A 25045-nucleotide genomic window follows, 5' to 3' on the forward strand; every position below is an offset into this window, starting at 1 on the left:
TCTTCGTTATGGAATATGAGTGCTGTCTCCCTGTCATTTAAGCAAGAGTTGGATATCCGTATTCACTTTCTCTTCCGCTTCCCGCAGAGCCGTATTGATGTCTTTCTGATCATAAATGACCGAATTGAACGTGTTATTAATTAAAGTGGCGGGGTTCGTCGCAAAAGGGAATTTGAACGGCTGGACGATCGCCAGCTTCGGCTTTGTCAAAGCAACGACATTTTTCTTTTGCAGATCGGCATTGGACTGTCCGAACTGGTCATGAACTTTCTGATCCTTGAGTACGGATACCTTCCCGCTTCTGGACAGCTCCGTCTGCACTTCCTCGGACAAGATGACCTCGATGACTTGGAAGGCGGCATCCTTGACTTTGCTCTGCGCCGTAACGACGAGATTGATGGAATCGACGCGCTGACCTATGCCCGGAGCATCCGGATTGATCGGGTAAGTCACCATATCCCAGTTCAAATCCTTCACTTTAGCCGTCGCGTCCAGGATCGAGCTGTACCCCATTGTCATCGCGATTTGGCCATCCTGAAAGCCTTTGATTGCTGCAAGCGCTTTCGGAACGATGTTGCCTCCGGCCGTATACAGGCGCTGCCACATCTGGAACAGGTCTTTCCAGCCCTGCGATTGAAACATCGATTTGTTGTTCGCCGTATCGATGAACGGCAATCCGAGCTGATACGCCCCCCACATGACGCTGTTGGGATGCAGGCCGTAATAAGCGACTCCGTTCTCGACTCGGGTCAGCTTGACCGCCATTTCCGTTACTTCCTGCCAGGTCATGCCGTCCTTCGGATAAGGGACGCCGAAGCGGTCGAACAAATCCTTGTTGTAGAACAAACCGAAGCCGTTGTTATAGATCGGTAATCCTACCAGATAGTCCGAGAAGCTGCCTACCTTGATCGATTCCAAGTATTCGGGCTTGATGCGATTCAGATCGAACCGATGCCGGGTGACCAGTTCCTCCACCTTGTAGTACAGCCCCAGCGCCTGAAAAGGCAATATATTGAGCGGGGGCGCCAAGATAAGATCGGGAATGATGCCCGCCGCTACAAGCTCCGGAACCGACTGTCCCTTCTCTGCCGTATTGATGCGCTCGATGGTGATGTGCGGATACTTTTTTTGTACAGACTTCGCAAAAACCGTAAAATCTTCGTTGGTCAGTTGGCCCGCCAGCCTCACTATAGCCGGATCATTGTTAATAACCGGCGTTGGCGCCGTTTCCGGCTCCTTGCCCTTGCTCCCGCAGCCTGCCGCAGCAACGGCCATCAGGCTTACTACCATTGCGCCGGCGATCATTTTGATTTTGAACAAATTGACCCCACCCCGCCCCAGGATTTCCTTCCCACTTCAATGCCCTGCCCACAAACTCTTGCCCGTTCCGTCATTCCGCCGAACCGGCCGTCAATCCAAGCCTGCCGCTTATCGCCCCTCCTCCGTCCTGTCTCTTCCGCTCCGCCGACCCTGTCTCTCTGTTCTTATCCCCCCAAGGGATTGACCGGATCAGTCGGGATGACACCCTTCTCCGAATCATGACCGACATGCGATTTATTTTAGAATATCTAATATATATTATATATAATACATAACAGGTTTGGCGCGGTCAACCGTTTTCTGTACAAAATATTCCCATCTCGAGTATCTTCCTCCACTGTGTTGTAATCGCTTACGGTTTCGCCCGAAAAAAGGAAAAGAGGCGGACTGGAACGCCGCGCCTCCTTGTTTTTCCTATTACCAAGTGTCTCCGGTTCTTTTGATCGTCACATTATCGAAGTGAGCTTTGGCGCCCGCGATAGTCGTGATGTCGTGACCGATATACACTCTCACCTCATCGGTGGCGCTGACCGGGGCGTTAAAGGTAAAGCTCATCGTATCCCAATCCGTATTGGAAAATGAACGGGATGCCATCACGGCTCCGGCCGTTTCGTTGTACACCGTAACCTTGCCTCCGCCGCCGGAAGTATCTGTCTTACCGTCGAACGTCAGCGTATAATTGGCATTTGCCGTAAAGTCGGTCCAGTTCTGATACAGGGCCTGCTCCGTTGTCCCTCCGGCTACGAGTGTCGCACCGTATGAGCCCGACTTTTTATTGGCATTGTCCCGGTACGCCTGCGCGCTGGTCGCATTGGAGCGGTTCCAACGGGCCGGCAAGGTGCTGTCCCCCGCCGTTTGGAACTCGAAGCCCCGGTTAACCAGCTTCTCTGGGTCCCACTTTAAAATTTCGGACAGCGCCAACGCTTGTCCGACCGACGAGACCCGCGTCAAGTTCCGGTACTGCTCGGCAGCGATTTTCCACGGAATCGGGTCGAATTGGGCCAAATTCGTCCAAGCGTTCAAGGACAGCGTCTTGGTAATGTTGGCGTTGTTCGATCCGTCTACCACGATCCCGACCGTGGGAGCCGTCAGGGATTGATTCCACATGTTATCCACTAACGTATTCGTAAAACGGATCATGTCGGTACCGTCAAAGACTCGCCCGCTATTAAACAGCTGCAGCACGGAGTAAATATCGAGATTGCCGTGTCCGACATCCTCAATCTGTCCGCCGACGACGTATTTCCATTTGTACCCGGTTCCCTGAAGCTGCAAGTTATTTTTGAAATACGTATTGATCTTATCCACCTTGTCCTTATACGCCGTATTTCCGGTAACGTCATAGAGGTCGTTCAGCATGAGGCTGAACATGAAGAAATGGTTGTACGGCAGTATGCCCTCGGGATTTTTCCAAGTGCTTTCGTTTGTAAACGTAACCAAATTGTTCGGTTTGATGTAGTAGCCCGTCGTCGGCGTCGGTTCGACCCACGTATTGCCGATGTAGCTGCTGTACTGCCAGCGGGGCACGATATTGTCCTCCAGGAAGTCCAAATACGATGTGGCCTTGGTCAAATAAGCGCTTTGCAGCTCCGTGTTCTCGTGAACGAACTTGATAAACTTGGAGAACGACAAGCCCAGGTTCCCGTCCAATCCGATGTAAGGAAACCGGCCGCTTACTTTCACATTGTCAAAATACGCTTTGCCGCCATTCACGGAATAGTCCTGATGCGTCAAAAGAACTTGTAAATCATGGCCTGCCGGCGGCGTAATAAAATCGAATTCGTATGTTTTCCACTGCGTATTGTTTACGACTACCTCCGCCAGTACGGTCGAGGTGGTGTTGTCGTAAACGTAGGCTTTGCCTTTTGCCGCCGAGCCGTCGGTCTTGGCATTGAACCGCAGCGTATACACGACTTCCGGATCGTAAGAAGCCAAAGTCTGCGTCAGGCTTTGATAATCGACGCCGTTCGCTTTCAATACGACGCCCCAAGAGCCGCTGTTATAGTCGCCTGTCGCATTGCTGCGGTAGACGGACGAGGCCACGGTGGACGGGGAGCGTGACCAATCCTGAGGGAGAGAGCTGTCGCTCGGGCTAACCGTTTCGAAATCCCCGTTGGCCAGCTTGGCGGGGCTCGCCTCGTAGTTTTCCCATCCCAGATAGCCGTCCCCGTCCAAGTCGTTGGCGTTGCCGATAATCGTATCGACATGCAGAACGAATTTATCGAGCCATTTCGTCTCCCCGCTTGCTTCATACACATTCAAATACGTTTGCAGCAAATACGCTTCCGACCAGCCCAACGCGTTGGCATTCGTTAGGTTGTACCATCGGTTGCCGTTTAATGACTCGAAATAAACGTACTTGTCGTACCACAGATTTCCCGAAGCGTGCGCCGGCGCCGTTCCTGCCAACAAGAACCCCCAAACCATAACCAATCCCCCGGCAGTCGTTCTCAGCCAATTCCTCTTCTTCCCCATTCCAATCTCCTCCCACATCGTTATTGTGGACAACTGGCGCTTAGGCCGGTTCAGTCGGAATATGCAGGATGAATCTGTGCTAGCATGCCCAGTCATCGCACTCACAGTGTAGGAGCAGCGTCATGCTCCATGCAATAATCTTTTGTTCCCGGCCGCATCATGAAAAGATACAAACCCGGCTGAAAAGGATACTTGTCGTCTCCGCCAAGCACGCCTTCAAGACGATCGGCTCTCGTTCCGCCGCTGCCTGCGATACTCTCCCGGGGGAGCGCCTATTATTTTCTTAAATATGCGCGAAAAGTTTTGTACGTTGGAATAACACAGCTTTTCCGAAATATATTGAAGCGGCCAATCGGTATGCGTCAGCCATTCCATCGCTTTGTTCAATCGGATTTCCAGCAAATAATCGCTGAAGGAACGGCCCGTCGTTTCCTTGAAAATACGGCTGAGAAAGGAAGGGGAGATTTCGAACCGGTCTGCGGTCCATAATAAAGTGATATCCTCTTCGTACCGCTCGTTCAAATAAGCTTCGACCTGTCGGACTACCCGCTTGGACTTGGAGTCCAAAAGCAGCTCGAGCCGGCACGCGACTTCGGCAAATAACTCCTCCTCCAGCCATGTCCGGACCTCCGACAGGCCCGTCATCTTATGCAGCCTGGCGAAAAAGTCGTAGGATACGATTTCATGAAGGGGACAACCTACCTCATCCAGCTTGTACCCCAATTCGCCCAACAAATAGGAAACCCATCCAACCGCATGTTCCGAGCTTGGCGCATAACGGCGAACGTCTTCCAGCCATTGCTCCAGCTCCAGGATTGCCCCTTCCGTATGCCCCTGAAGCAGCTGCGAAACAATCGACTTCGGGTGCCGAAGCACCGACTCCTCCGATGGAAGCAATGCCCGTTTCCCGATATCCTCGGACGTCATGGTGACGTTATGGCCGAATAGCAGCCGGTAACTCAAAATATGCATAGCCTCCTGATAACCCGCGCGATAACAGTCGTACTCCCGTCTTGCATCGCTAATAGCCGCGCTTATCGTAAATCCGAAGTCATTTGCAACTTGGGCGCGAAATTGTTGGATCCCCCCGCTGATTTGCTCCAGCACCGCATTATCCGCTTTTTCCGCAGCGAATAAAACGACGACTTGTCCGGGTTCGGGAACAAATGTGACGGAAGGCACCCTGTCCCCGCCTAATTCCTTCATTGCTTTTCTCAACGCATCATGAAGAACGGAACGTTCCCTGCCCCGGTACGTTTGCTGAAATCCGATATAATCGTCAACCCGAACAACGCCAACATAAACCCATGCGCCGTATAACGGTAGGTCGTACCGATCCGCCAGACGCTTTATTTCATGTTCATCCAGTTCGCCGTTGATCAGAAACTGATAGAATCGTTCCTTGGCTAGCGGCAATTGCTCCTTGATTTCGTCCTGAAGCTGCTTATTGGTGCTGATCAACCGATGAAGCACCGTATGCAACGCTTCCATTTCGTTATCGGAAGGGGGCGCGGCGCCTCCTGCTAGTTGAATTTGGGCCAGTACGCTTTGAAAAGGGCGGAATAATCTACGAAAACCGAAAAAGAGGATAGCCGTACACAAAAGCACGAATAGAGCTTCAATCGACAGCATCGCCTGTCTCGTTTGTGTGGTTTTTTGCGCCAGTTCTTCATAAGGGGTCATTACGATACAGGTCCAGTTTGTAAAATCCAATTTTTGCGCGCTGGCCGTATAGGGGATATGATCGAGCACGACGTTGTCGCCGTACGCCGCCGGGTCGAGCCAATAGGAATAAAGATCGTCGTCGGCGGTCAGTACGGTTCCGATCTCTTCCGGGCTTCTGCTGAAGAACACGCGCCCCTTTTCATCGATCACATAAATCTTCTTTCTGCGGTCCAGCTCCAAATCGTCTATAAGCCCGTACAGGTCCGTCGAGCTTAGATGCGTCACCAGAACGCCCTCGGTGTACATGGAGTTGAGCGGAATGGGCCGGAACGCCAGCAAATCGGGCTGGCTTGGAAAAGTGTCGGGCATTATGTAAAAAGGCGAATGGTTTGGGGGGACAATGGTACGCAGGATGTCTGGGTAGGAGGTTTCCTCTAGCGTCTGTGCTATATGAAGATCGGAATACACATAGTTATGTTTCAAATAGAGCACGGATACATTCAGCTTCAGGGGGAAGTAGGCCAAGCTGCGGCGAATGGTCTGGATCATATCCATAGTGAGGGGAAAGCTTTCCGGGCCCGGTCCTGCGGCAACCGATTTTTCCAAGACGATATTTGATGCAAGAGATAGGGATGATAGGGTGATGTCCGAAATTTTGTCGTTCAAGGTGTCGTAAAGCAGGTGTAACGTCAAGCGCTGGTTTCGGTCCGCCTCCTGCTGAATCTGTTGAACGAACAAATGGCTCGTTACCCAATCCAGCAAAAGCATGGGTACAATGCCGATCAACAGCAAGAAGAACAATAGCTTCTTTTTGTACGACAGCTTTCTGCCGACTATGTTATGTATCAACACCGCATCTCCCTCCCCTAACGTATCGTCCGTCGTTCTCCTTCTTAAAAATTATGCTATATTTAATATAATATATTTTCGATAATGTATTTTGCAACACTTGTTATTGATCCGCAAACTTATTTGTTGCTTCTCTTAAATGTAGATCTTTCAAATGAAAACCACCTGGATCGTTATCATCCAGGTGGTATCGTCAATAAAATCGGTTTTGAAGTATGCCTAGCTTCTCGATTTCCAGTACGACTTCATCGCCACGCTTTAAATAGTGCTGCTTATCCGGAGGATAGCCCATTATTACCCCTTCGGGGGTTCCAGTCATAATAACGTCCCCCGGCTGCAAGGTAAAGTGGCGCGAAATATAACTTATCGTATCCGCACATGTAAAGATCATATCCGATGTATGCGAGTTTTGGCGCACATCCCCATTAACGGTTGTTTTCATGTGCAAATCGTTCGGATCGCCTACCTCGTCCGCCGTCGTCAAGTATGGCCCTAGCGGACAGAACGAATCGCAAGTTTTTCCGAGCATCCATTGGCCGGTAAGAAGCTGCAGGTCGCGGGCAGACACGTCGTTGGCGATACAATATCCGAATACATAGTCCAAACTATCTGCAATCGGTACGTTGCGCGCGGTTTTGCCGATCACGATGGCCAGCTCCACTTCATAATCCACCTTAACCGTTTCGGACGGTATCGGAATAACCGCGCCATGGCCAGTCAAGGCGTTGTTGAATTTGTTGAAAAGTATCGGATATTCGGGTATAGGCAGGTTCGTTTCGTAAGCGTGCTTTTTGTAATTAAGACCGACGCAGATCAGTTTTTGCGGGGAATCCACGCATGGTCCCCAAATGATGGAAGACTCATTCAGGCCATATGGACTTTGTTCTTCAGGCGGAGGCAGGGAAGCAATATATCGGTTCAATGCCTCATACTCGGAAGGACCGGACCGGATCACTCCCATTACGGTCGTTGGGAGCGCGGGTAACCCGTCATAGGGATAAAATTGGGCGGCTTTTTCCACATCGATCATGCCGTATTCATGCTTGATTCCCAACTTCAATATACCCTCTTTATAAAAATTAAAAAATTTCATAAAGCTGCTCTTCCTCCAGTTCTGATTTTATAAAACATTCCCTCAACAATTATATATAATATATTTTATATAATTAATCGTCAACTTTTGCGAATACAAGTAACAACAAGCAAGCCCCGCCCCGATGGCTAACGCCTAACGGGTGGGGCTTCTTCCGGCAAAACTTTCGACAGGGTCTCCCCTTCCAGCTTCGCTCTCTTCTTCTCATGCAGCGCCGTCGTCGTCAGGCTGAACCGCGGCGACCGGTAAAGAGCGAGATGAGGAACAAGATCAGGAAGACGAAGAATAACACTTTGGCGATCGACGCGGCTGCGGCGACGATCCCTCCGAATCCGAATATAGCGGCCACAATGGCAATAACCAGAAATAGAGCTGCCCAGCTTAACATATCGCATCACCTGTCCTATCGGGAATAGTTTGTCCGGCGTCTACCGGTATCCTTTATTACCCCTCTCGACCGGTGTGAAACAAGAGCCCCCTCCGGGCAGCAGGGCCAAACATGCAGAATAGACCGAATCGACACAAGGCAAGACCGAAACGCCAATCGTACGCGCTACAGGGCTATGCTACACTTCAACATGTAAGACGGACCTTGTCCGAATCTGGGATTGGGAGGCTATTTATGAGCAAGATGAGGAAGTTTGGCGGCAAAACGATGCTGCTGCTCTGTCTGCTGTCCTTGCTGCTGCCCGTACTGCCCGCTGGATTTCTGCCTGACGCCGCGGCGCGCGAGCTTGGTGACGACTTGATGCTGAACGGGAACTTCGAGCAAAGCTCCGCCGGAGCGCCGCTTAACTGGGTCCCATTCGAAGGCTGGAGCAATCCGGAACTGTCGTTGACCGCTTCCGCAGCCCGCTCCGGTACGTACGGGCTGCAATTGTCAACGGCGTTAACCAATCGCAACCCGTGGGTACGCCAGCAAATTGCCATTCAGGAAGGAGAAACCTACAAGCTCAGCTCCTGGATCAAAGGAACCGGCGTCACCGGCAGCGGTCCGGGCTTCAAGCTGGAGTTCTACAAGGGCGGAAGCACGACATCGGCCAACCATTTGGATTACGACTCGCTGTATCAAATCAAAACTTCCCAGCTGACCGGAGAATGGCAGCCGCTCGAATTCACCATTGAGGCGCCGAAAGAAGCGACAGCCGTCATTATTTATGTTCGTTTATACGGAATTGGAACCGCTTTCTTTGACGATATCCGCTTTACGCTAGACAAATACCGCAAGATGATCGACCTGTCGACCGACGAAACGTTCTACTACTCCGACCGGAACGAAGGACATGTCCGGGCACAATTCCAATCCCATGACGGCGTATTGAACGACAAGCGCGTGGAGGCCCGCATCGTTCGCGAATCAACCGGCGTTCCGATCACCGTCTCGGCCTCCACCTACGCCGATCAGCCATTCGATCTGACATTCGATCCTTCGCTCATGGTGAAGCAAGAGCCGTATCTGGTGGAGCTTCGCCTGCTCGACGCCCTTGGCCAAGAACTGGAACGCGCCGAGGATCGCATTTTCCGGTTCGATCGTCCGCAAATGTTAACGGAAAACGGGACGCTGCAGGTGGACAACGAGCCGTTCTTCCCGATTTTAGCTTATCATGTCTCCTTATCCGACTATCCCTATGTCGGACTTGCCGGCGTCAACACCGTGCAAGCCAACGGCACGAATAATCCGAATACGATGCGCAATATGCTCGATACCGCGCAGCACTATGGCCTGAAAGTGGCAGTCCCTTTGTATTACGACATGAAGGTCCATGAGAATATGGGACTGATCGAGCAGTTCGTCACCGAGTTCAAATCCCATCCGGCCGTTCTGGCCTGGATGATGATGGATGAGCCGGTCACTAACAAGAAAACCAAGGAAGAATTGGTGAATGCGTACCGGCTGATCCGTACGCTGGACCCCGTCCATCCGATTTATATGGTGGAAGCGCCGGCTTCGGCTTATGAATTTACCGCCAATCTGACCGATATTTTCGCAATCGATGTGTATCCGATCCCGTATATGCCCCTTTCGACGATCGGAGAACGGACGGCATTGGCCAAACAAGCGGCAGGAAGCACCAAGCCGGTCATGAACATTTTGCAGGCCATGTACAACCCGCCCGTCTGGACGATCCTGCCTACCATTGCCCAAATACGCAATATGGCTTACCAGGGGATTACGAACGGCTCCCAAGGACTGGGCTACTACTCGTTCAACGAGAATGGATTCGCGTTGCGCCAATCCGCGCTCTGGCCCGGACTGACGGCCTTCCGCGAAGAAACGGACCTGCTCGGCGAGCTGATTACCGGCAAAGCCAAATGGGGCGGCGGTCAAGGTCCCGATACGCAGTGGACGGCGTGGCAAGACGGCGACGAAAAAGTTGTCGCTATGGTCAACACCGCAAACGAGTCCCGCGTCGTATCGGTGCCGCTCGATGTGACCGGCTTCCGGGCAACGCTGCTGTATGGAGACACGCAAGCGGAGCGGGATATACCGAACGATACGCTGACCGTGGAACTAGGTCCGTTGCAATCGCTGCTGTACCGCATCACGCCGTTCACGCATCGGGTCGTTGAGGCGGATCAGCGTCTGCAAGCGATAGCCAGCCTCTCGGCCGACCCGGCCTGGACGTCGGGCGTATCCGATCTGGACGATGCGCTGGGCCAAATAACGGCCAGCTTATCCGCCTCCACCCCGGATGTTGCACAAGCGGCGGAAGACGCCCTGTCTGCGCTGACGATCGCGGACAGCCTGATCGACTGGGCGCAAGCTTCGGCAGGTACGGCTGCCGCTCAGATGAAGGACGGCTTGGCGAATATCCGCTCGCTGCTCGGCCCCATCGCCGCTTCTCCCGTTTCGCTGTCCCTTCAGATGAGCGGGGGACAAATTATCGGACAAGGCGAAACCAATACATTGAGCATGACCGTTCGCAACCCGTCGGACAGCAGCCTGAACAGCCTGCAAGTGAAGGCGAGCCTCCCTGCGGAATTCGGCCTGTCGCCGCTCCAATGGTCGCAAGCCTCGCTTGGCACGGGACTGGAAGCCGCCGGTACGCTTGCCTTCCAACTGACGGAGGCGATCGATCAGGGCCGTTATCCGCTTCGGGCAACACTGTCGTTCGAATACGCCGATCATCCGGGCACCCGCGTCAGCGTCGACTACTCGATCCGCTATCCTTATATCAATCTGGTAGAAGCAACGCTGGCCCCCGGGTCGATCCAGGCGCATGCCGGACAAACGATTCCGTTCACGGTGCAGCTGGCCAGCAGCGCCTCGCATCCAACCGAAATCGGGCTCGTTCCCTCGTTTCCGACCGGCTGGACGGTGCAGCTTCCTTCGTTGACAACGGTGAGCGCAGGCCAGACGCTCTCGGTTACCGGTTCGATCTATGTGCCGACGAACGTCACCGATCAGGTGTACACGCCTGCTATCGACGTCAGGCTGGGGGGCATACCGATTCGTTCCTTAACCTTACCGGTCGAGGTCAACAACAATTTGCTGCGCAATCCCGGCTTCGAGAAGCCGAATCTGCTGGCAACAGCCCCGGAAAACTGGACGATGCGCGTCGGCCAATGGCAGCAAGGCGCTGGACGGAGCGGAGAATACGCCGTTGCGCTGCTGCCGGATCCGGCCAACGACTGGAATGTGATCGTCTCCGACATGGTTCCCGTCCAACCCGGTACCCGTTATGAGCTACTGGCTTGGACCAAAAGCGCATCGACATCCGGCGTCTCCATCGGACTGCGGGAAAGCAAAAATAACGGGGCAAGCTCGATCCGGTACGAGTGGAAGCCGGTAGCCGCTTCCGCCGATTGGACCTTGAACCGCATCGAGCTGACTCCCCGCCCGGATACGACCCAGCTTCAGGTCTATTTGAAAGCCGATCCGGTTGCCGATGGCCTATCGCAGTTTGACGACTTTTACCTCAAGGCAATACCGAAGTAAACAGGAGGATCGGCAAGAAACGCCGCCCGGAAAGCACCGGCTCTCGACCGAATCATGCCGGGCCTGCGCCAATCATCCGTTTTCTTTTGTGCGAACAGTCCGCTCATGTCCATGGCGGGCTGTTCGCCACCTATTCCCCACTGGCCTTGCCTTTTCCCTGTTTTCTCCATCGTCTATAATGAAAACGGATACTATTGAAAGGTAGGGTACGCCTTGCGTAAAAAATCTATGGACCTCTACTCTCATCCGGAAAATTTCCCTTTCTGGATTCAGCGAAACCGTCACGATATTCGCGACCTCCCCGCTCTGCATATCCACGAGTTTGTCGAAATGGTGTTTGTGGTAGAAGGCCGCGGAACGCATCTGTTTCAGGACATCCAGTATGAAATCCGGGAAGGCGACGTCTTCATCATCAATCCGGGGGAAGCCCACGGGTATGGCCTGCAGGAAGGGGAGAGCATCGAGGTATTGAATTGCCTGTTCGAGCCCGACGGCATCCCGGCTACCCTGCTGCGCGAGATGCAGGCCACCGAATCGATGGACTTCTTCTATGTGCAGCCCTTTCTGAATAAAGAGGCGCGTTTCTACCACAAGTTGAACTTGCGCGGTTCCGATGCCGCTTCGGTTACCGCCATTCTCGAGGAGCTGTTGGCCGAAATGCAGCAGCAGCGTCACGGCTTTCGCACGCTGATCCGGATGAAGCTGATCGGGTTGTTCATTCTGCTGTCCCGCTACTACAAGGAGCGTCAGCAAAGCTCCGATAAAGTATCCCGCAGCGAAATACTGGTCCAGAGGGTTCGCGGCTATGTCGAGCGCCATTTCAGCGAGAAGCTGACGCTTCCTCTGCTGACCGAACTGTTCCATATCGGCGTCCGCCAGTTAAACCGGAACTTCCATAAATATGTCGGCTGCAGCGTCGTCGAGTACATTCACCATGTCCGCATCCAAAAAGCGCAGCGTCTGCTCGTCGATACGGACGAGAAGCTCGCCGTCGTATCTGCCTGGGTCGGCTACGAGGATACTTCCTTTTTTAGCAAACTGTTCGCCCGTAAAGTCGGATGCTCGCCGGGCAAATATCGGGAAGAACACCGGAAATGACCGAATCGGCCCTCTTCTCGACCGCATCGCCAATCGATTGCCGGCCGCAGGCTCCGTATACTGAGAAGTAGAAAGCGATTACAATCACTTGCAAAGAGGGAGTCTGGACATGACAACATCCATTGTGAAATACGGGGGCACCGGGCTGCTGATCGCCATGCTCGTCAGCGGCTGCGGTCAAGGAAGCAGCAAACCGAATCCGGAACAGACGTCGGAGGTTCCGCCGCCCGCCGATACGACAAAGCCGGTGAATCTCGTGCTGCTGCAGGATGGCGCCACGATGACGGATGACGAATTTCAAACGCTGGTCCTTCAGCCGATCAAGGCCAAATATCCGAACGTGTCGGTCGAGCTGCAGGTCAACACGAAGGGAGATGACGGGATCAAGGAGCTGATTGCGTCGGGGTCGTTTCCGGACATCGTCTTGACCACTTTCTCGCGAATTGCCGTACACCGCAGTCTGAAAACCTCTTCCGACTTGACGGAATACGTCAAACAAGGCGGAATGGACCTCGGACGGTTCGATTCGGCCGCCATGGACAGCATCCGTTACTATAGCGAGAAAAACCAGCTGTCCGCCTTGCCGTTCTCGCTAAACTTCCTTGCCACGTTTTACAACAAGGACTTGTTCGACACGTTCGGCATTCCGTATCCGAAAGACGGAATGACTTGGGACGATGCGCTCGATTTGGCCAAACGGTTCTCCCGTAACGTTAACGGCGTCCAGTACCGGGGAGCCATGATGACCGGTCTGTTCGACTTGAGCAGCCAGCTGACTCTCCCTTACCTCGATCCGAACACCGGCAAGGTCAAAGTCACGACCGACGGCTGGAAGCGAGTCGTCACCATGCTGTCGGAGTTCCATAAGATTCCCGGCAACAAAGGAACGAATTTGGACCATTTCATGAAGGACCAAACCGTAGGCATGATGTTTAGCTACGATGCGCGCTTCCTCAACCTGGAAGCCGTACACGGTACCCAGTCCCAATTCAACTGGGATGTCACTCAGCTGCCCAGCTACCCGGAGAAGCCGAACGTGAGCGCCGGCTCGACCGGCCATTTCCTGATGGTATCCTCGCTCGGCAAGCATAAGAGCGAAGCCTTCCAGGCGATCAGCGTGCTGACCTCGACCGAAAATCAACAGACCATGACCAAAAGAGGACGGTTCACCTCCCTGAAAGACCCGGCGGTCAAGGCACTGTACGGAGAAAACTTGAAATCTGTCAAGGGGAAAAACATTCAAGGCATATTCAAGAGCAGCTTCGCCCCTCCTTTTGCCGGAACAACTCACGATATCGAAGTACGGCCTTATTTGAACAAGGCATTGACCCAGGTGATCGACGGCCAGTCCGATGTGAACACCGCTCTGCGCGAAGCGGAGGACACGGCGAATAAGGAACTCGTCCTGACGCCGTAGCAGCAAAATCAAACCTTGCCTTTCTTCCAATCCTTCATATCGATGAAGGATTATTTTTTTGCCCGCCATCAGCAGCATGCCGACGGTTTAAGCCGACCGCGAATTCGTTAGGCTTGACGCATATGGGCCGGTTTTTGTTTCAGCAGCTCCCCTCCAGGTTAAGTATGGAATAGATCGGCATTCGCTCTCCGCTGCGGGGTCGGCAACGGCGGATTCGGGACAAGCCCGGCCGAACGAACGGCGATTTGCGCAGGGAGGGCAACGAAACGAGGAGGCGTTCAGCATGGACGAAAAAGTTTTCGTAAGAGTGGTCGATAATGGTGCAAGAGCGATGGAGGAAATTCACGCCCTACACCGTCAGGGTCATGTGGCCGAAGATATTTTCGTACTTGCCCATGACAAGAGTCAAACCGAATATTTGGCCGGAGCGGCCAATGTGAACACTGTCACGATGGAAGAAGAAGGCATGATTCAAAGCATCGCGAATATGTTTCGCTCCCGGGGCGACGAGCTTCGCGCCAAGCTGGAGTCGATGGGCTGTACCCCGCAGGAGGCGCGGGTCTACGAAGCCGAGATGGACCGCGGCAAGGTAGTCGTCATGGCCCGTGTCAGAGCGGCAAACCGGATGATGTAGCGCAACATGCCGGGTCTTCGGAGCATCCGCCGGCTGCATGCCGTTAAACGGTAAGGAATGAGAGCCCGGCGCTCTCATTCCTTCTTGTCGTTTATACTGGCAGTAGACAGCATTTGCGCCGATAGGCTAGTATGGAAACACACCTATGGCTCCGAACCCGATGCTATTCACATAAGTAAGGAGTACGAGTACGATGCGGATTTTGATAGTAGACGACAATCCGATGAACGTCATGGTTGTCAGGGAAATGCTGAAGAAGGCCGGGTATGCCAACATCAGCACTGCTTCTTCGGCCGACGAGATGTTTGCGCTGCTCGATATGGACAAGCCCGCGCCGCCGGCGCCGGACTACGATCTGATTTTGCTGGATATGATGATGCCCGGCATCGACGGCATCGAGGCGTGCCGCCGGGTCCAGCAATCGGACCGGCTGCGGGATATCCCAGTCATTATGGTTACGGCGGTAGGCGATTCGCTCAAGCTTGCCGAGGCGCTGGATGCCGGTGCCTGCGACTTCGTCACGAAGCCGATCAACCGGATCGAGCTCCTTGCCCGTATACGCGCCGCCCTGCGACTGAAGGCGGAGAAGGACTGGCACAAAGAGCGCGACCGGCGGCTGCGGGAGGAGCTTGAGCTGGCCAGGCAGGTGCAGGCCTCTGCACTTCCATCCCCGCTTCACGAGCCGGCGCTATCCATCCAAGGCTTGTACCGGCCTGCCGACGACCTGGCCGGCGATCTGTACGCCTGGTACAAAATCGACCGGCACCGCTACGGCATTGCGATTATCGATGCGATGGGACACGGCATCTCCTCCTCGCTCGTCTGCATGTTCGTCGCCTCTTCCCTGAGGGATGCCATCCTGACCCAGGTCGATCCGGAATATGTCGTGCGAGAGCTGAATCGCCGCATGATGCAGCTGCAATTTTCGAATCCGCTGATTCAATATTACTTTACCTGCCTTTACGTGGTGGTGGACACGGCGCAGGGGACGATCGAATACGTTAACGCCGGCCATCCTCCCGGCCTGCTCATGCGCGGCGACGGCGCTCCGCCCGTCCGGCTGGAGCGCGGCTGCGTCGCTCTTGGCCTGTTCGATCAGTTGGAGATCGAGAAGCACACGCTCGGCATCGGCGCAGGGGATCGACTGTACTTGTATACGGACGGCGTCCTTGAGTCGCTCGATTCGGCGGATGAACAGCGGGTGGACCGTCTGCTCGATCTGCTGATCCATACGTCGACATGTCCGTTGGAGCTGGAAAAGCAGCTGTTTCAAAATGCCAGTCCGGATACGCGTCAGGATGACCGCTGTCTTGTGGTCGTCGAGGTCAAAAAAGGAGCGGGAGCGGAGTGAAGATCAAAACCAAGCTCGTCATGGGTTACGGCATGCTCGTCGTTCTGCTGATCGTCATCACGACGATCGGCTACGAGCGCATGGCCACGATGAACGACGCCTTGGAACGGTTCTACGAGATGCGCTACGCCAAGGTGAAGCTGACTTCCACCCTGCAGGGCGACGTTCATACGGCCGCCCGCGAGATGACCAACATCCTGCTCGACAATACGGCCGATGAGGCGCGCTTCGCCTCGATCCGGGGACAGGTCGATGCCGTAATCGGCCAGCTGGGCGATTTGCAGAAGCGGGTGCAAGAACCGGCCGAGCAGCAGCTGATCGATGCGGCTTCCCGCGAAGCCGACCATTTCCGCATGTATATGGATACTGTATTCAACATATTGAGGAGCGGCAAGACCGCCGAGGCGCTGGAATACAGCAAGGCGGATGGCAATGAGGCGCTGAAAGACTTTCTGGGCAGCCTCGAAAGCTTGTCCCGCTATCACCAGCTCTCCCTCGATGCCGAGATCGCCGATTCGCAGGATCTGTACAAGCAATCGGTCAGCGCGACGGCAGCGCTTTCCGTTGCCGGTACCATTCTGGGGTTGTGCATCATGCTGTGGGTCATACCGAACATTACCAAGGGCCTCAACCTGCTTACCGGAATGGCCAAAAAATTCGGGCAGAACCGGCTCCGCTCGCTGATGCGCATCGAGGTGCATGCCAAGGACGAGTTGGGACAGCTTGCCAGCGTATTCAAACAGATCGCCATGGATCTTCATGCCAAGAACGAGCTGGAAACGAAGTTTAATATGGCCAAAGAGGAGCAGGCCTGGGTGAACACCCACATGGCCCGCATTACCGAACTGCTGGAAGACATGACCGCTGTCAAGCAGGTAGCGCAGACGTTCATCAGCGAGTTTGCGCCGGTGCTTGGCGCCCAGTACGGCGCTATCTATTTGCGGGACGGCGAAGGGCCGCTGAAGGCCCTACAACTTCACGGCCTGTACGCCGCAGGCCCGGAGGAGCCGGAGGCAACCTCTGTATTCCCGCTGGGCCAAGGACTCGTCGGACAATGCGCCAAAGACGGCAAACCGATCACGGTCGATCACATGCCCGACAACTATGTCGCCATCCGTTCGGGCATCGGCAGTACCGTCCCTTCCCAGATCATCATCTACCCCGTCCGTTTCCGCGACGAGGTGACCGGCGTCATCGAGCTGGCCTGCGTCAAGCCGTTCACCTTCATTCAGCGCGAGCTGCTCAAGCATCTCGCCGAGAAGCTGGGCACGATACTGAACACGATCTACGACCGCCTGCGCGTCGAACAACTGCTGCGCGAATCGCAGGCGCTGGCCGAGGAGATGCAGGAGCAGTCACGCAAGCGGCAGCGCGCCAACGAGCTGCTGGAGGAGCATACGCGGCAATTGAAGCGATCGGAGGAGCTTCTTCAGAACCAAAGTCTGCAACTGCTGGAAGCAAAGGAATCGGCGGAGCTGGCTTCGCGGGCCAAGAGCGAATTTCTGGCCGTCATGAGCCACGAAATCCGTACGCCGATGAACGGCGTGACCGGCATGACCGACCTGCTGCTGGAGTCCCCCCTGAACGAAGAGCAGCAGGAGTACGCCATGATGATCCGCAAAAGCATGGACGCTCTGCTGACGGTCATGAACGATATTCTCGACTTTACCAAAATGGAGTCCGGACGGATGGAGCTGGAAGAGCATCCCTTTCTATTGGAAGCGTGCATTGCCGACGCCGCCGACCTGTTCCGCGCGGAAGCGTCCAAGCGCGAGCTGGAGCTGGCCATCGACATCGAGCCGGGCATCCCCCCTATCGTCGTCGGAGACCCGTCGCGACTGCGCCAAGTGCTGGCCAACCTGATCGGCAACGCAGTCAAGTTCACGAAGACGGGAGGCATCTACGTACTCGTTCGCCAAGTGAAGCCGGCGCCGGCCCCCCAGCCCGTCCCTGGCCGAAAGAATGGGACGATTACGCTGGAGTTCGCCGTTAAGGATACCGGGATCGGCATACCGGAAGGCAAGGAAGGCAAGCTGTTCCAGCCCTTCTCGCAGCTGGACGCCACGATGTCGCGCCGGTACGGCGGCACCGGCCTCGGGCTCGCGATATGCAAGTCGCTGGTACAGCTGATGGGCGGAACGATCCGCGTCATCCCGGGAGAGCGGGACGGCGCGTTGTTCGTTTTCACGATTCAGACGATGACGATCGATCCGGATACGTACGATGAGGAGAGCTCGGCCCGAAGGGAGCTATCGGCAGCTGCCGATACCACTCCTTCGTCCGCCGGACGGGCGCTCGTCGCCGACATTCGGCCATACCGGGCCTGGTTGACCGCTGCTCTGTTGCGGCGCAGCGGTTATACGGTCGTCACGGCCGATGCGCACCTGATCGACAGGCTGCGCGAGGCGGAAGCCCCGCAAGAGCCGGAAGCAGAGCCGTATGCCCTGCTCGTCCTGACTGCCGGACTGCCCTTTGCGGCGGATATCGTTCGTCGACAAATCGACGGGAGCATCCCTGTCGTCGTCCTGGCGGACAACGCGGACGATCAGGAGGCCGCCGCCCTTGCCGACAGCAAGGGCCTGTTGCTTCAGCCGCCGTTCTCCATCGCCCGGTGGAAAGCCGCGCTGCCGACATAAAGACGGTTTCACCCCTCTTCCGTGCGGGTAATATACCCTATCACGATTGGGGAGGTAGATGACGATGGAGAGAGCGATCGGCATATTCGCAAAGGATTCGCAAGTGGTGCGCGCGGTAGAGGCTCTGGAAAGCCACGGCTTCGGCTCGGAGGCCGTAAGAGTCATTGCCGGTACGAGCGATCAGGCGCAGAGGGCACATTCGGAAACCGACGTGCCGGTAGAGCGTCTGTACGAGAACGGCCCGCATGAGAGCCCGGATCGGCGTATGTATTCCCCCGGCGGCGTTCCCGTCATTCCTCTCGGTCTGGCGGGAGGCGCTTACGGAGGAGTTGATGCTTCGGGAATTGCTCCTGCGGGCAGCGCCGAAGGATATGCAGCTCCCTTGCTCGGAGGGTCGGCGCTGACTGACGACAACGCCGAGCTGGCCAAGGAGCAGCTGCTGGCGCTCGGCCTGGACGATAGCGACTCGTCCCAGTGCCTGAACCATATCGAGCATGGCGACCTGCTAGTCGTCGTCGACTGCGACCCGGCCGGCCGGCCTTATGCGGAATCGGCCCTCCGCGAGGGCGGGGCCATGGACATCCTGTAGCGCGGACAAGCCGTTTTACAGCGGGAAAAAGCAACTGTTTATCGACAAGCCGGGCTTGTCGGAAACAGTTGCTTTTTCTTAGGCTATTGGCCGGCTGCGGTCCAGCTTGCCATCCATGCCGAGTTACATTCGCGACACATTTCTTTGGCGTCGATTCATCCGCCCTGTTTCAAATGCCGCTGTTATGGTTAAATGGGAATAGACATCCGTCAAAAGGAGATGAACGTTCTGCTATGAATTCCTCCGATAAATTTCGTATGCGCACCGAAACGCAGGAGGGCCGGTGCACCGTTTATATTAGTGGAGAGCTTGACCTGGAGGTCGCCTCCCAAATGCGCTCCGTCATGGAGCCGCTTGTCGAGCTTTGCGACCGGATTCTTACGTTAAATTTGCAAGAGTTGCGATATATCGACAGCACTGGCATCGGCATTCTGATCTCCGTGCTGAAAGCGCGCCACGCCCGCAACGGCTCGTTCACGGTCGAAGCCGTTCCCGCGCACATCAAGAAGCTGTTCGACATGACGGGCATCACCCCCTTCCTCAATCAGGGCGGACCGTCTGCCGCCAAGCCTATTTAAGAAAGGAACGAGAGCATAACGATGACACTGAACCCTGTTGAACCGACTGTAACTCTCCGCGTTCCGGCTTTGGCGGAATACGTCGATCTGGTCCGACTGACGTTGTATGGTATCGCCTCGAAGCTGGGATTTCTTTACGAGGAGATCGAGGACATGAAGGTGGCCGTGTCCGAGGCATGCAACAATGCGGTACTGCATGCCTATGACGGCGCGGGCCAGTCCGGTATGATGGAGATCCGTTTCTACGCCGCAGAACGCGAACTGACGATTATCGTCAAAGATGAAGGGCGCAGCTTCGAGCCGGCCCCCGAAGGCTCGGCTTCTCCTGCGCTGCACGGCAAGACGCTCGATGAAATCCAAGCCGGCGGTCTCGGTTTATACCTGATGCAAGCCCTTATGGACGAGGTGGAGGTACGAAGCGAGAACGGCACCGAGGTCGTCTTGACCAAACGTCGGTCTAGGAGCGAGGAGATGGCATGAGTGTAAATCCGGCTTGGCCTTCCCCGAATGAATCCGTCGCGATGATTGTGGAGTACCAGACCCATCCCACGGAGGATTTGGCGACAGCGCTCATCCGGCAATACGAACCTATGGTCAAAATGGCCGCCGGCAAAATGTCACGCAACCGCCCCGATCTATACGAGGACTTGATTCAGGTCGGGCAAATGGCGCTTCTCCGATTATTCGGCCAGTTCGACGCCGGTATGGGCAGCCCGTTCGAACCTTACGCCATGAAAAGCATCATTGGGCATATGAAAAACTATTTGCGGGACAAGTCCTGGTACATCCAGGTTCCCCGCCGCATCAAGGAAAAGGGGGCGCTGCTCCAGCATGCGATCGACGAGTTGAACGTCCGTCTCGAGCGTTCCCCGAATGTCGAGGAGATCGCCGCCCATCTCGGACTCTCTTACGAGGAGACGATGGAGGTATTCGCCGGAAGAGAGCTGTACCATTACATCTCGCTGGACACCCCCGTCTCCGAAGATGACTCCGCTTCTACGCTCGGCGATCTGATCGGCGCCCCGGCGGACGATTACAACTCGGTCGAACACCGGATGGACTTGGAAGCGGCTTTCGTTCAGTTGAAGCCCGAGGAGCGCAAAGTGCTGTCGCTCGTCTATGAGGCCGGATTGTCCCAGCGGGCGATTGCCGAAGAGCTGCACGTATCGCAAATGAGCGTATCCCGCATCCTGAAGCGGGCCACCGATAAATTGAAAACGCTGCTGGAGGGCAAAGACCTTTAGCCGCCGTTGTCCCCGAAGAGGCGCATGCCGCAACCGGTCATTCCGGTCGAGCCTGCGCCTCTTCCCCGTGCCGCGGTATCGCGCGCCCGGCGGGCAATGGCAAAGGGAAACTTTGCGAAACCGGTTTCAACGACCGCCAATCCGTGTAATGATAACTATCCAGTGATAGTAGTCTTGCAAATCAAAGACAGGCGGTGAGCGTCATGGAAGTCAAACATCGAATCCGTTGTTTTGAAAGTGACGTACTGGTATGCGATGATGGCCGTGGTTTTACCCTAAGCATTCAATCCAAGAGCAATCCGCTCGGCTTCGGCCGCGCGCTGGGCGAATTCGGGGCATTGCCTATGGCCATCGAGGCAGCCGAGCAGTTCTGCATCGCTTACCGGATCGCGAAGGAGCACGGCTATTACTTGAAAGAGAATGAACTGATCGGACCCGAAAGAGAGCCGATCGCCGTTCAGTGGGTGCTGGAGCGTCGTTTATCCGAGCCCGAATGGTACGAGCTTATGGCCGGCAAAGCGGATATGAGCGCCGGATAGTTTCGATAATCAAGCAAGAAAGCAAACCAGGCCGGGTCAGGGCCTGGTTTTCGGTCGTAGCGCAACCCCGATTTGCCGCGAGTCGCGTTTAAAAAGCCGGAGGCGCTGCCCCCGGCTCTGCCATACCTATTCTTAGTTCCTCATTAATTCTGGATCGGGTCGGGAATCAGCCCTTCCTGCTCCAGCTCCGAATTCGTCTTCATGGCTTTCATTTCTTTGCCGAGCCGGATCAAATCCTGCTCCTCCGGGGCCATGACGCCGTTCACCGCGCTTTGCCCGTCCTCCTCTTCCCAGCGGTCAGAAAAGGCTGCATAGCAGGCATCGGCTTCCTGGAACAGTTCTCCGGCGGCTTCTTCCACCGTTTGCCCGACCAGGATACACAGCTTGTAATGCGCTTCCTCCTGGATGCCTTCGGGGATGATGTTGCTGCCGCCCCATCCGCCGCCGAATTCGGCCTCCTGAACGAGAAGTGTGATGCGTTCGGAATCATCGGAAATAAACGGAATTCGGTACACGATTTTGTCGCTGCGGTCGGGAGAGAAGAACGTAAGCTGAATGACCTTGCGCCCTTCCCTCTCGGCCGGCAAGAAGCCAAGACGCACAAACGCCTGATTGAACTCCTCATAAGGCCTTGTCACGTTAAGGTTCGGATTCGTCATATCGGTTTGCCTCCTGTCCGATTCACTTCCGGCCAGCGCGGAAGCCGCCCTGCGGCAGCCCCCGGATGCCAGCCTCCCGCTGGCGGTCAATGCGTAGGCTTTTTGTCCGCCTCGTCGGCGGCATGGTCGGCCGCTTCCTTGGATTTGTTCGCAGCGGCCGTTACGAAGTCGCGCGCTTTATCCGAAGCTTCCTCGACTTTGCCGTTCAGCTTCTTCGCCGCTTCCCGGGTCGTATCCCCGGCTTCGCGGGCCAGGTCTGCCGCTTTGTCCAGCACGCTGCTTTTCAGTTCGCTTGTCTTGTCGCGAATGTCGCGGGCCAGCTCCGCCGTCTTCTCGCGGACGCTCTCCGTCACTTCCGCTGTCTTGTCGTACATCTCCTCTGATTTGCGCATCAGGTCTTGCCTCAGCGCCCGACCCGATTTCGGAGCGAGCAGCAATGCCGCCGCCGCACCGATGATCCCTCCAACGACTGCGCCTTTGATCGTTTCCTTCATAAGTGTTGCCTCCTTCTATATCAATTGGAATGTGTAAACGATGGGGTTTACGGATTACCCTGTTCTCCGCAGTGCCTGAGAAAGCAGTCCGAGTGCGAATACGAACAACGCACTACCGATGATGGCCGGAATGACCGCAAATCCGCCGATGATCGGCCCCCAGTCGCCGAATAGGTACGAGCCCAGCCAGCCTCCGGCAAATCCCGCCACCATCGCTCCGAGAAGACCGCCCGGCATGCCGCTTTTCACGAGGGCTTCTCCGATGGTTCCGATTAATACCGCCATCAGAATGCTGATTAGTAGTCCCCACATCAGGACACCCCTCCTTCCTGTCTGTCGGCCGCCTTACGGATTATTACCCCTGCCCCGTAAACGTGAAACAGCAGCATTCCCGTCTCCGCCGGAAGATGGAACGCTGCCGCCATTACTTCAACATTTTGCCCATTCGGTTCGCCGTCCCGATAATCAAAGCGGCGTGTTCCTTCATCTTGGCCAGCGTCAGCCGATTGGACGGCCCGGATACGGCCAACGTCGCGACCAGCCGATGCGAGCGGTTGAATATCGGAGCCGCGACGGCCGCGGCTCCCGGCTCGCGCTCTTCCACGCTGGTGGCGTAGCCGAGCTGGCTGATCTCCCCCATCTGCTTCACGAACGCGGCTTTCTCCGCTTGCCCGGACCATTCCAGCTCAGCCAGCACCTCGTCCTGAACGTCCTTGTCGGCGAAAGCGATCAGCACCTTACTGGATGCGCCTACGTTAAGCGGCAGCCGGGCTCCGATCGGAGCGACGCGCCGGATCGCTTGGTTGCTTTGCACCGCCTGGATCCGGATACGCTCCCGGCCGTCGCGCACGTACAGGCTGATCGTTTCGCCGAGCGCATCGCGCAGACGCTCCATCTCGGGCTGCAGCAGCGTTGCCGGATCGTCGCTTTGCGACAGGTTGGCGGCAAGCTCCCAGATGCGGAAGCCGAGCCTGTATTTCTCCGTCTCCGCATTGCGGGTGATGAAGTCTTTGCCTTCCAGCGAAGCGAGCAGACGGTGCACCGTGCTTTTGTGCAGCTGCGTTTTGGCGGAAATCTCGGTCAGGCTCAATTCCGTATCGTCCGTAAATACAGATAATATATCAAGCGCCCGCTCGACGGCGCGTACGGTCAGCTTCGTATCGTCCATCTTCCATCCGCTCCATGTGTTTCATTATATGAAACCAAGTTTTACTCTAGTATACATGATTCGTCTTCCGGTCGTAAAGATGCAGAAGCAACACGCTTTCTATATTTTTCCTGTATGTCCTGTATTGACCGGATGGCGCTTGAAGCCATATGATAATAGTAACTGTATCCTTTAGACACACAGACTTGTCGACATCCTCAATCGCATCACACATACATGCCTATCCCTTGCAACCTTGTCCCCATTACAGCCCAGAATATGGAGGGATCTACCATGGAAACGACTCGGGCCCCAGCCGTCGTATTCAACCCACCGGCATTTGAAAACGCTCCCACCAAAACTTCGCGAAAAAAAATGTGGATCCTGCTGCCTCTCGCTATTTTGTTTGGATTATTTGCCTGCGCCATTCTCGCCTTCCATGGCTATATCGCCTGGATGCTGGCCCGCCCGGCGATCGCCCCGCTCAGCTCCAACCCGCTTCTGGCCGTCGGTCTTCCCTACGAGGACGTCAGCTTCACGAGCTCCGACGGCGGCAGCGCCCTGAACGGCTGGTTTATCCCCGCCGAAGGCTCCGACAAAGTGGTCGTCTTCTCCCACGGCTACGGCGGCAACCGCGAAGAGCTGTGGGTCCCTTTGTATAGTTTGGCCAAAGAATTAAACAATCAGCACTTCAACGTGCTGCTGTTCGACTACGGTTACGTGCAGCCCAATCTGTCCGTCACCGGAGGCGTGCGGGAATCCCGCGAACTGCAGGGCGCGATTGATTTCGTCAAACACCAAGGCATGAAGCATACGTACGTCTGGGGCTTCTCCATGGGCGCGGGCACCGCCCTGCAGACGGCGCTGTACAGCAAGGAAATCGAAGCGATGATTCTCGACAGCACGTTCCTGCTCGAACCCGATACGATGTTCCACAACATCAAGCAGCAGGTCGATCTGCCGCGATTCCCTTCTTTGCCGCTGATCCGCTTCTTCTTCCCGATTCTGAACGGCACGAGCATGGAGCAAATTCCGTACCAGACCGTGAAAGAATCGAATTACGCGATTCCACTATTTTTCATCCACGGCAAGAAAGACGTCAAGGCCCCCTATGACGTCGTGGAGTTGATATACGAGAATCAGACATCGCCCCGTTCGAGCCTGTGGCTGCTGCCCGAAGGCCGGCACGAGTTGTTGTACAAAGCGAACAAAAAAGAATATTTGAAGCGTACGATGGCGTTCTGGAACCGTGTCTCCTCCGACTCTTACTAACATCATCAAGCGGCTTCGCCCGCTCCTTTCGCGGTTACATCGTCC

The 25045-nt window shown here is 55.5% G+C and carries 21 protein-coding genes; 12 read left to right on the forward strand and 9 right to left on the reverse strand.

The features are described 5' to 3' along the window. Positions 1-33: 33 nt before the first annotated feature. From ABD796_RS25475 to ABD796_RS25495, 5 genes are all read right to left on the reverse strand, one after another. Complete coding sequence (locus tag ABD796_RS25475) at positions 34-1320, reverse strand: ABC transporter substrate-binding protein (RefSeq protein ID WP_344913300.1); 1287 nt, start codon at positions 1318-1320, stop codon at positions 34-36. Between the two features lie 417 nt (positions 1321-1737). Continuing rightward, positions 1738-3795, reverse strand: coding sequence for a hypothetical protein (locus ABD796_RS25480; RefSeq protein ID WP_344913302.1), 2058 nt, complete (start codon positions 3793-3795; stop codon positions 1738-1740). Positions 3796-4011: 216 nt separating this feature from the next. After that, positions 4012-6312 carry a helix-turn-helix domain-containing protein gene (locus ABD796_RS25485; RefSeq protein WP_344913304.1) on the reverse strand — a complete coding sequence of 767 codons (2301 nt, stop codon included), beginning with the start codon at positions 6310-6312 and terminating at the stop codon, positions 4012-4014. A gap of 190 nt (positions 6313-6502) precedes the next feature. Next, the gene (locus tag ABD796_RS25490; protein WP_344913306.1) at positions 6503-7402 is read right to left on the reverse strand and encodes a fumarylacetoacetate hydrolase family protein; all 900 of its coding nucleotides are present in this window, start codon (positions 7400-7402) and stop codon (positions 6503-6505) included. Positions 7403-7625: 223 nt separating this feature from the next. Further along, positions 7626-7790: a DUF1328 domain-containing protein gene (locus tag ABD796_RS25495; protein WP_138883151.1), complete on the reverse strand. Its 165-nt coding sequence runs from the start codon at positions 7788-7790 to the stop codon at positions 7626-7628. A gap of 234 nt (positions 7791-8024) precedes the next feature. Here ABD796_RS25495 and ABD796_RS25500 point away from each other — a divergent pair, with 234 nt between their 5' ends. The 11 genes from ABD796_RS25500 to ABD796_RS25550 all read left to right on the forward strand — a co-directional run bounded on the left by ABD796_RS25500 (position 8025) and on the right by ABD796_RS25550 (position 21428). Further along, complete coding sequence (locus ABD796_RS25500; RefSeq protein ID WP_344913311.1) at positions 8025-11342, forward strand: carbohydrate binding domain-containing protein; 3318 nt, start codon at positions 8025-8027, stop codon at positions 11340-11342. A 213-nt stretch (positions 11343-11555) separates the two neighbouring features. Further along, positions 11556-12440, forward strand: a complete 885-nt coding sequence (locus ABD796_RS25505; protein WP_344913313.1) for an AraC family transcriptional regulator — start codon at positions 11556-11558, stop codon at positions 12438-12440. A 109-nt stretch (positions 12441-12549) separates the two neighbouring features. Then, positions 12550-13857, forward strand: coding sequence for an ABC transporter substrate-binding protein (locus ABD796_RS25510; RefSeq protein WP_344913316.1), 1308 nt, complete (start codon positions 12550-12552; stop codon positions 13855-13857). A 283-nt stretch (positions 13858-14140) separates the two neighbouring features. Then, positions 14141-14491: a YflT domain-containing protein gene (locus tag ABD796_RS25515; RefSeq protein ID WP_344913318.1), complete on the forward strand. Its 351-nt coding sequence runs from the start codon at positions 14141-14143 to the stop codon at positions 14489-14491. Positions 14492-14684: 193 nt separating this feature from the next. Next, positions 14685-15842, forward strand: coding sequence for a PP2C family protein-serine/threonine phosphatase (locus ABD796_RS25520; protein ID WP_344913321.1), 1158 nt, complete (start codon positions 14685-14687; stop codon positions 15840-15842). Next, positions 15839-18478, forward strand: a complete 2640-nt coding sequence (locus ABD796_RS25525) for an ATP-binding protein (RefSeq protein WP_344913323.1) — start codon at positions 15839-15841, stop codon at positions 18476-18478. The genes ABD796_RS25520 and ABD796_RS25525 overlap by 4 nt, the downstream gene beginning before the upstream one ends. Before the next feature lie 64 nt (positions 18479-18542). Beyond that, positions 18543-19067, forward strand: coding sequence for a hypothetical protein (locus ABD796_RS25530; protein WP_344913326.1), 525 nt, complete (start codon positions 18543-18545; stop codon positions 19065-19067). A 233-nt stretch (positions 19068-19300) separates the two neighbouring features. Next, positions 19301-19645 carry an STAS domain-containing protein gene (locus ABD796_RS25535; RefSeq protein ID WP_344913328.1) on the forward strand — a complete coding sequence of 115 codons (345 nt, stop codon included), beginning with the start codon at positions 19301-19303 and terminating at the stop codon, positions 19643-19645. A 21-nt stretch (positions 19646-19666) separates the two neighbouring features. After that, positions 19667-20125, forward strand: coding sequence for an anti-sigma B factor RsbW (rsbW, locus tag ABD796_RS25540; protein ID WP_344913330.1), 459 nt, complete (start codon positions 19667-19669; stop codon positions 20123-20125). After that, positions 20122-20889 carry a sigma-70 family RNA polymerase sigma factor gene (locus ABD796_RS25545; RefSeq protein WP_344913332.1) on the forward strand — a complete coding sequence of 256 codons (768 nt, stop codon included), beginning with the start codon at positions 20122-20124 and terminating at the stop codon, positions 20887-20889. Before rsbW ends, ABD796_RS25545 begins: the two co-directional genes overlap by 4 nt. A 203-nt stretch (positions 20890-21092) precedes the next feature. Further along, positions 21093-21428 (forward strand): hypothetical protein, encoded by a 336-nt coding sequence (locus tag ABD796_RS25550; RefSeq protein ID WP_344913334.1) that lies wholly within the window; start codon positions 21093-21095, stop codon positions 21426-21428. Positions 21429-21571: 143 nt separating this feature from the next. Here ABD796_RS25550 and ABD796_RS25555 read toward each other — a convergent pair whose 3' ends face one another. The 4 genes from ABD796_RS25555 to ABD796_RS25570 form a co-directional block, all read right to left on the reverse strand. Further along, positions 21572-22087 (reverse strand): hypothetical protein, encoded by a 516-nt coding sequence (locus tag ABD796_RS25555; RefSeq protein ID WP_344913336.1) that lies wholly within the window; start codon positions 22085-22087, stop codon positions 21572-21574. Between the two features lie 86 nt (positions 22088-22173). Beyond that, positions 22174-22581, reverse strand: a complete 408-nt coding sequence (locus ABD796_RS25560; RefSeq protein ID WP_344913338.1) for a YtxH domain-containing protein — start codon at positions 22579-22581, stop codon at positions 22174-22176. A 54-nt stretch (positions 22582-22635) separates the two neighbouring features. Beyond that, positions 22636-22893, reverse strand: coding sequence for a GlsB/YeaQ/YmgE family stress response membrane protein (locus ABD796_RS25565; protein WP_344913340.1), 258 nt, complete (start codon positions 22891-22893; stop codon positions 22636-22638). Positions 22894-23005: 112 nt separating this feature from the next. After that, a complete protein-coding gene (locus ABD796_RS25570) occupies positions 23006-23749 on the reverse strand; it encodes an IclR family transcriptional regulator (protein ID WP_344913342.1) in 744 nt (247 codons plus the stop codon). 273 nt (positions 23750-24022) lie between these two features. On the opposite strand from ABD796_RS25570, the gene ABD796_RS25575 reads away from it, so the two are divergent. Further along, positions 24023-25000: an alpha/beta hydrolase gene (locus tag ABD796_RS25575; RefSeq protein WP_344913344.1), complete on the forward strand. Its 978-nt coding sequence runs from the start codon at positions 24023-24025 to the stop codon at positions 24998-25000. Positions 25001-25045 lie beyond the last annotated feature (45 nt).

Origin of the sequence: Paenibacillus hodogayensis, from assembly GCF_039536325.1 — a bacterium.
In the GTDB taxonomy this organism is placed as follows: domain Bacteria; phylum Bacillota; class Bacilli; order Paenibacillales; family NBRC-103111; genus Paenibacillus_AB; species Paenibacillus_AB hodogayensis.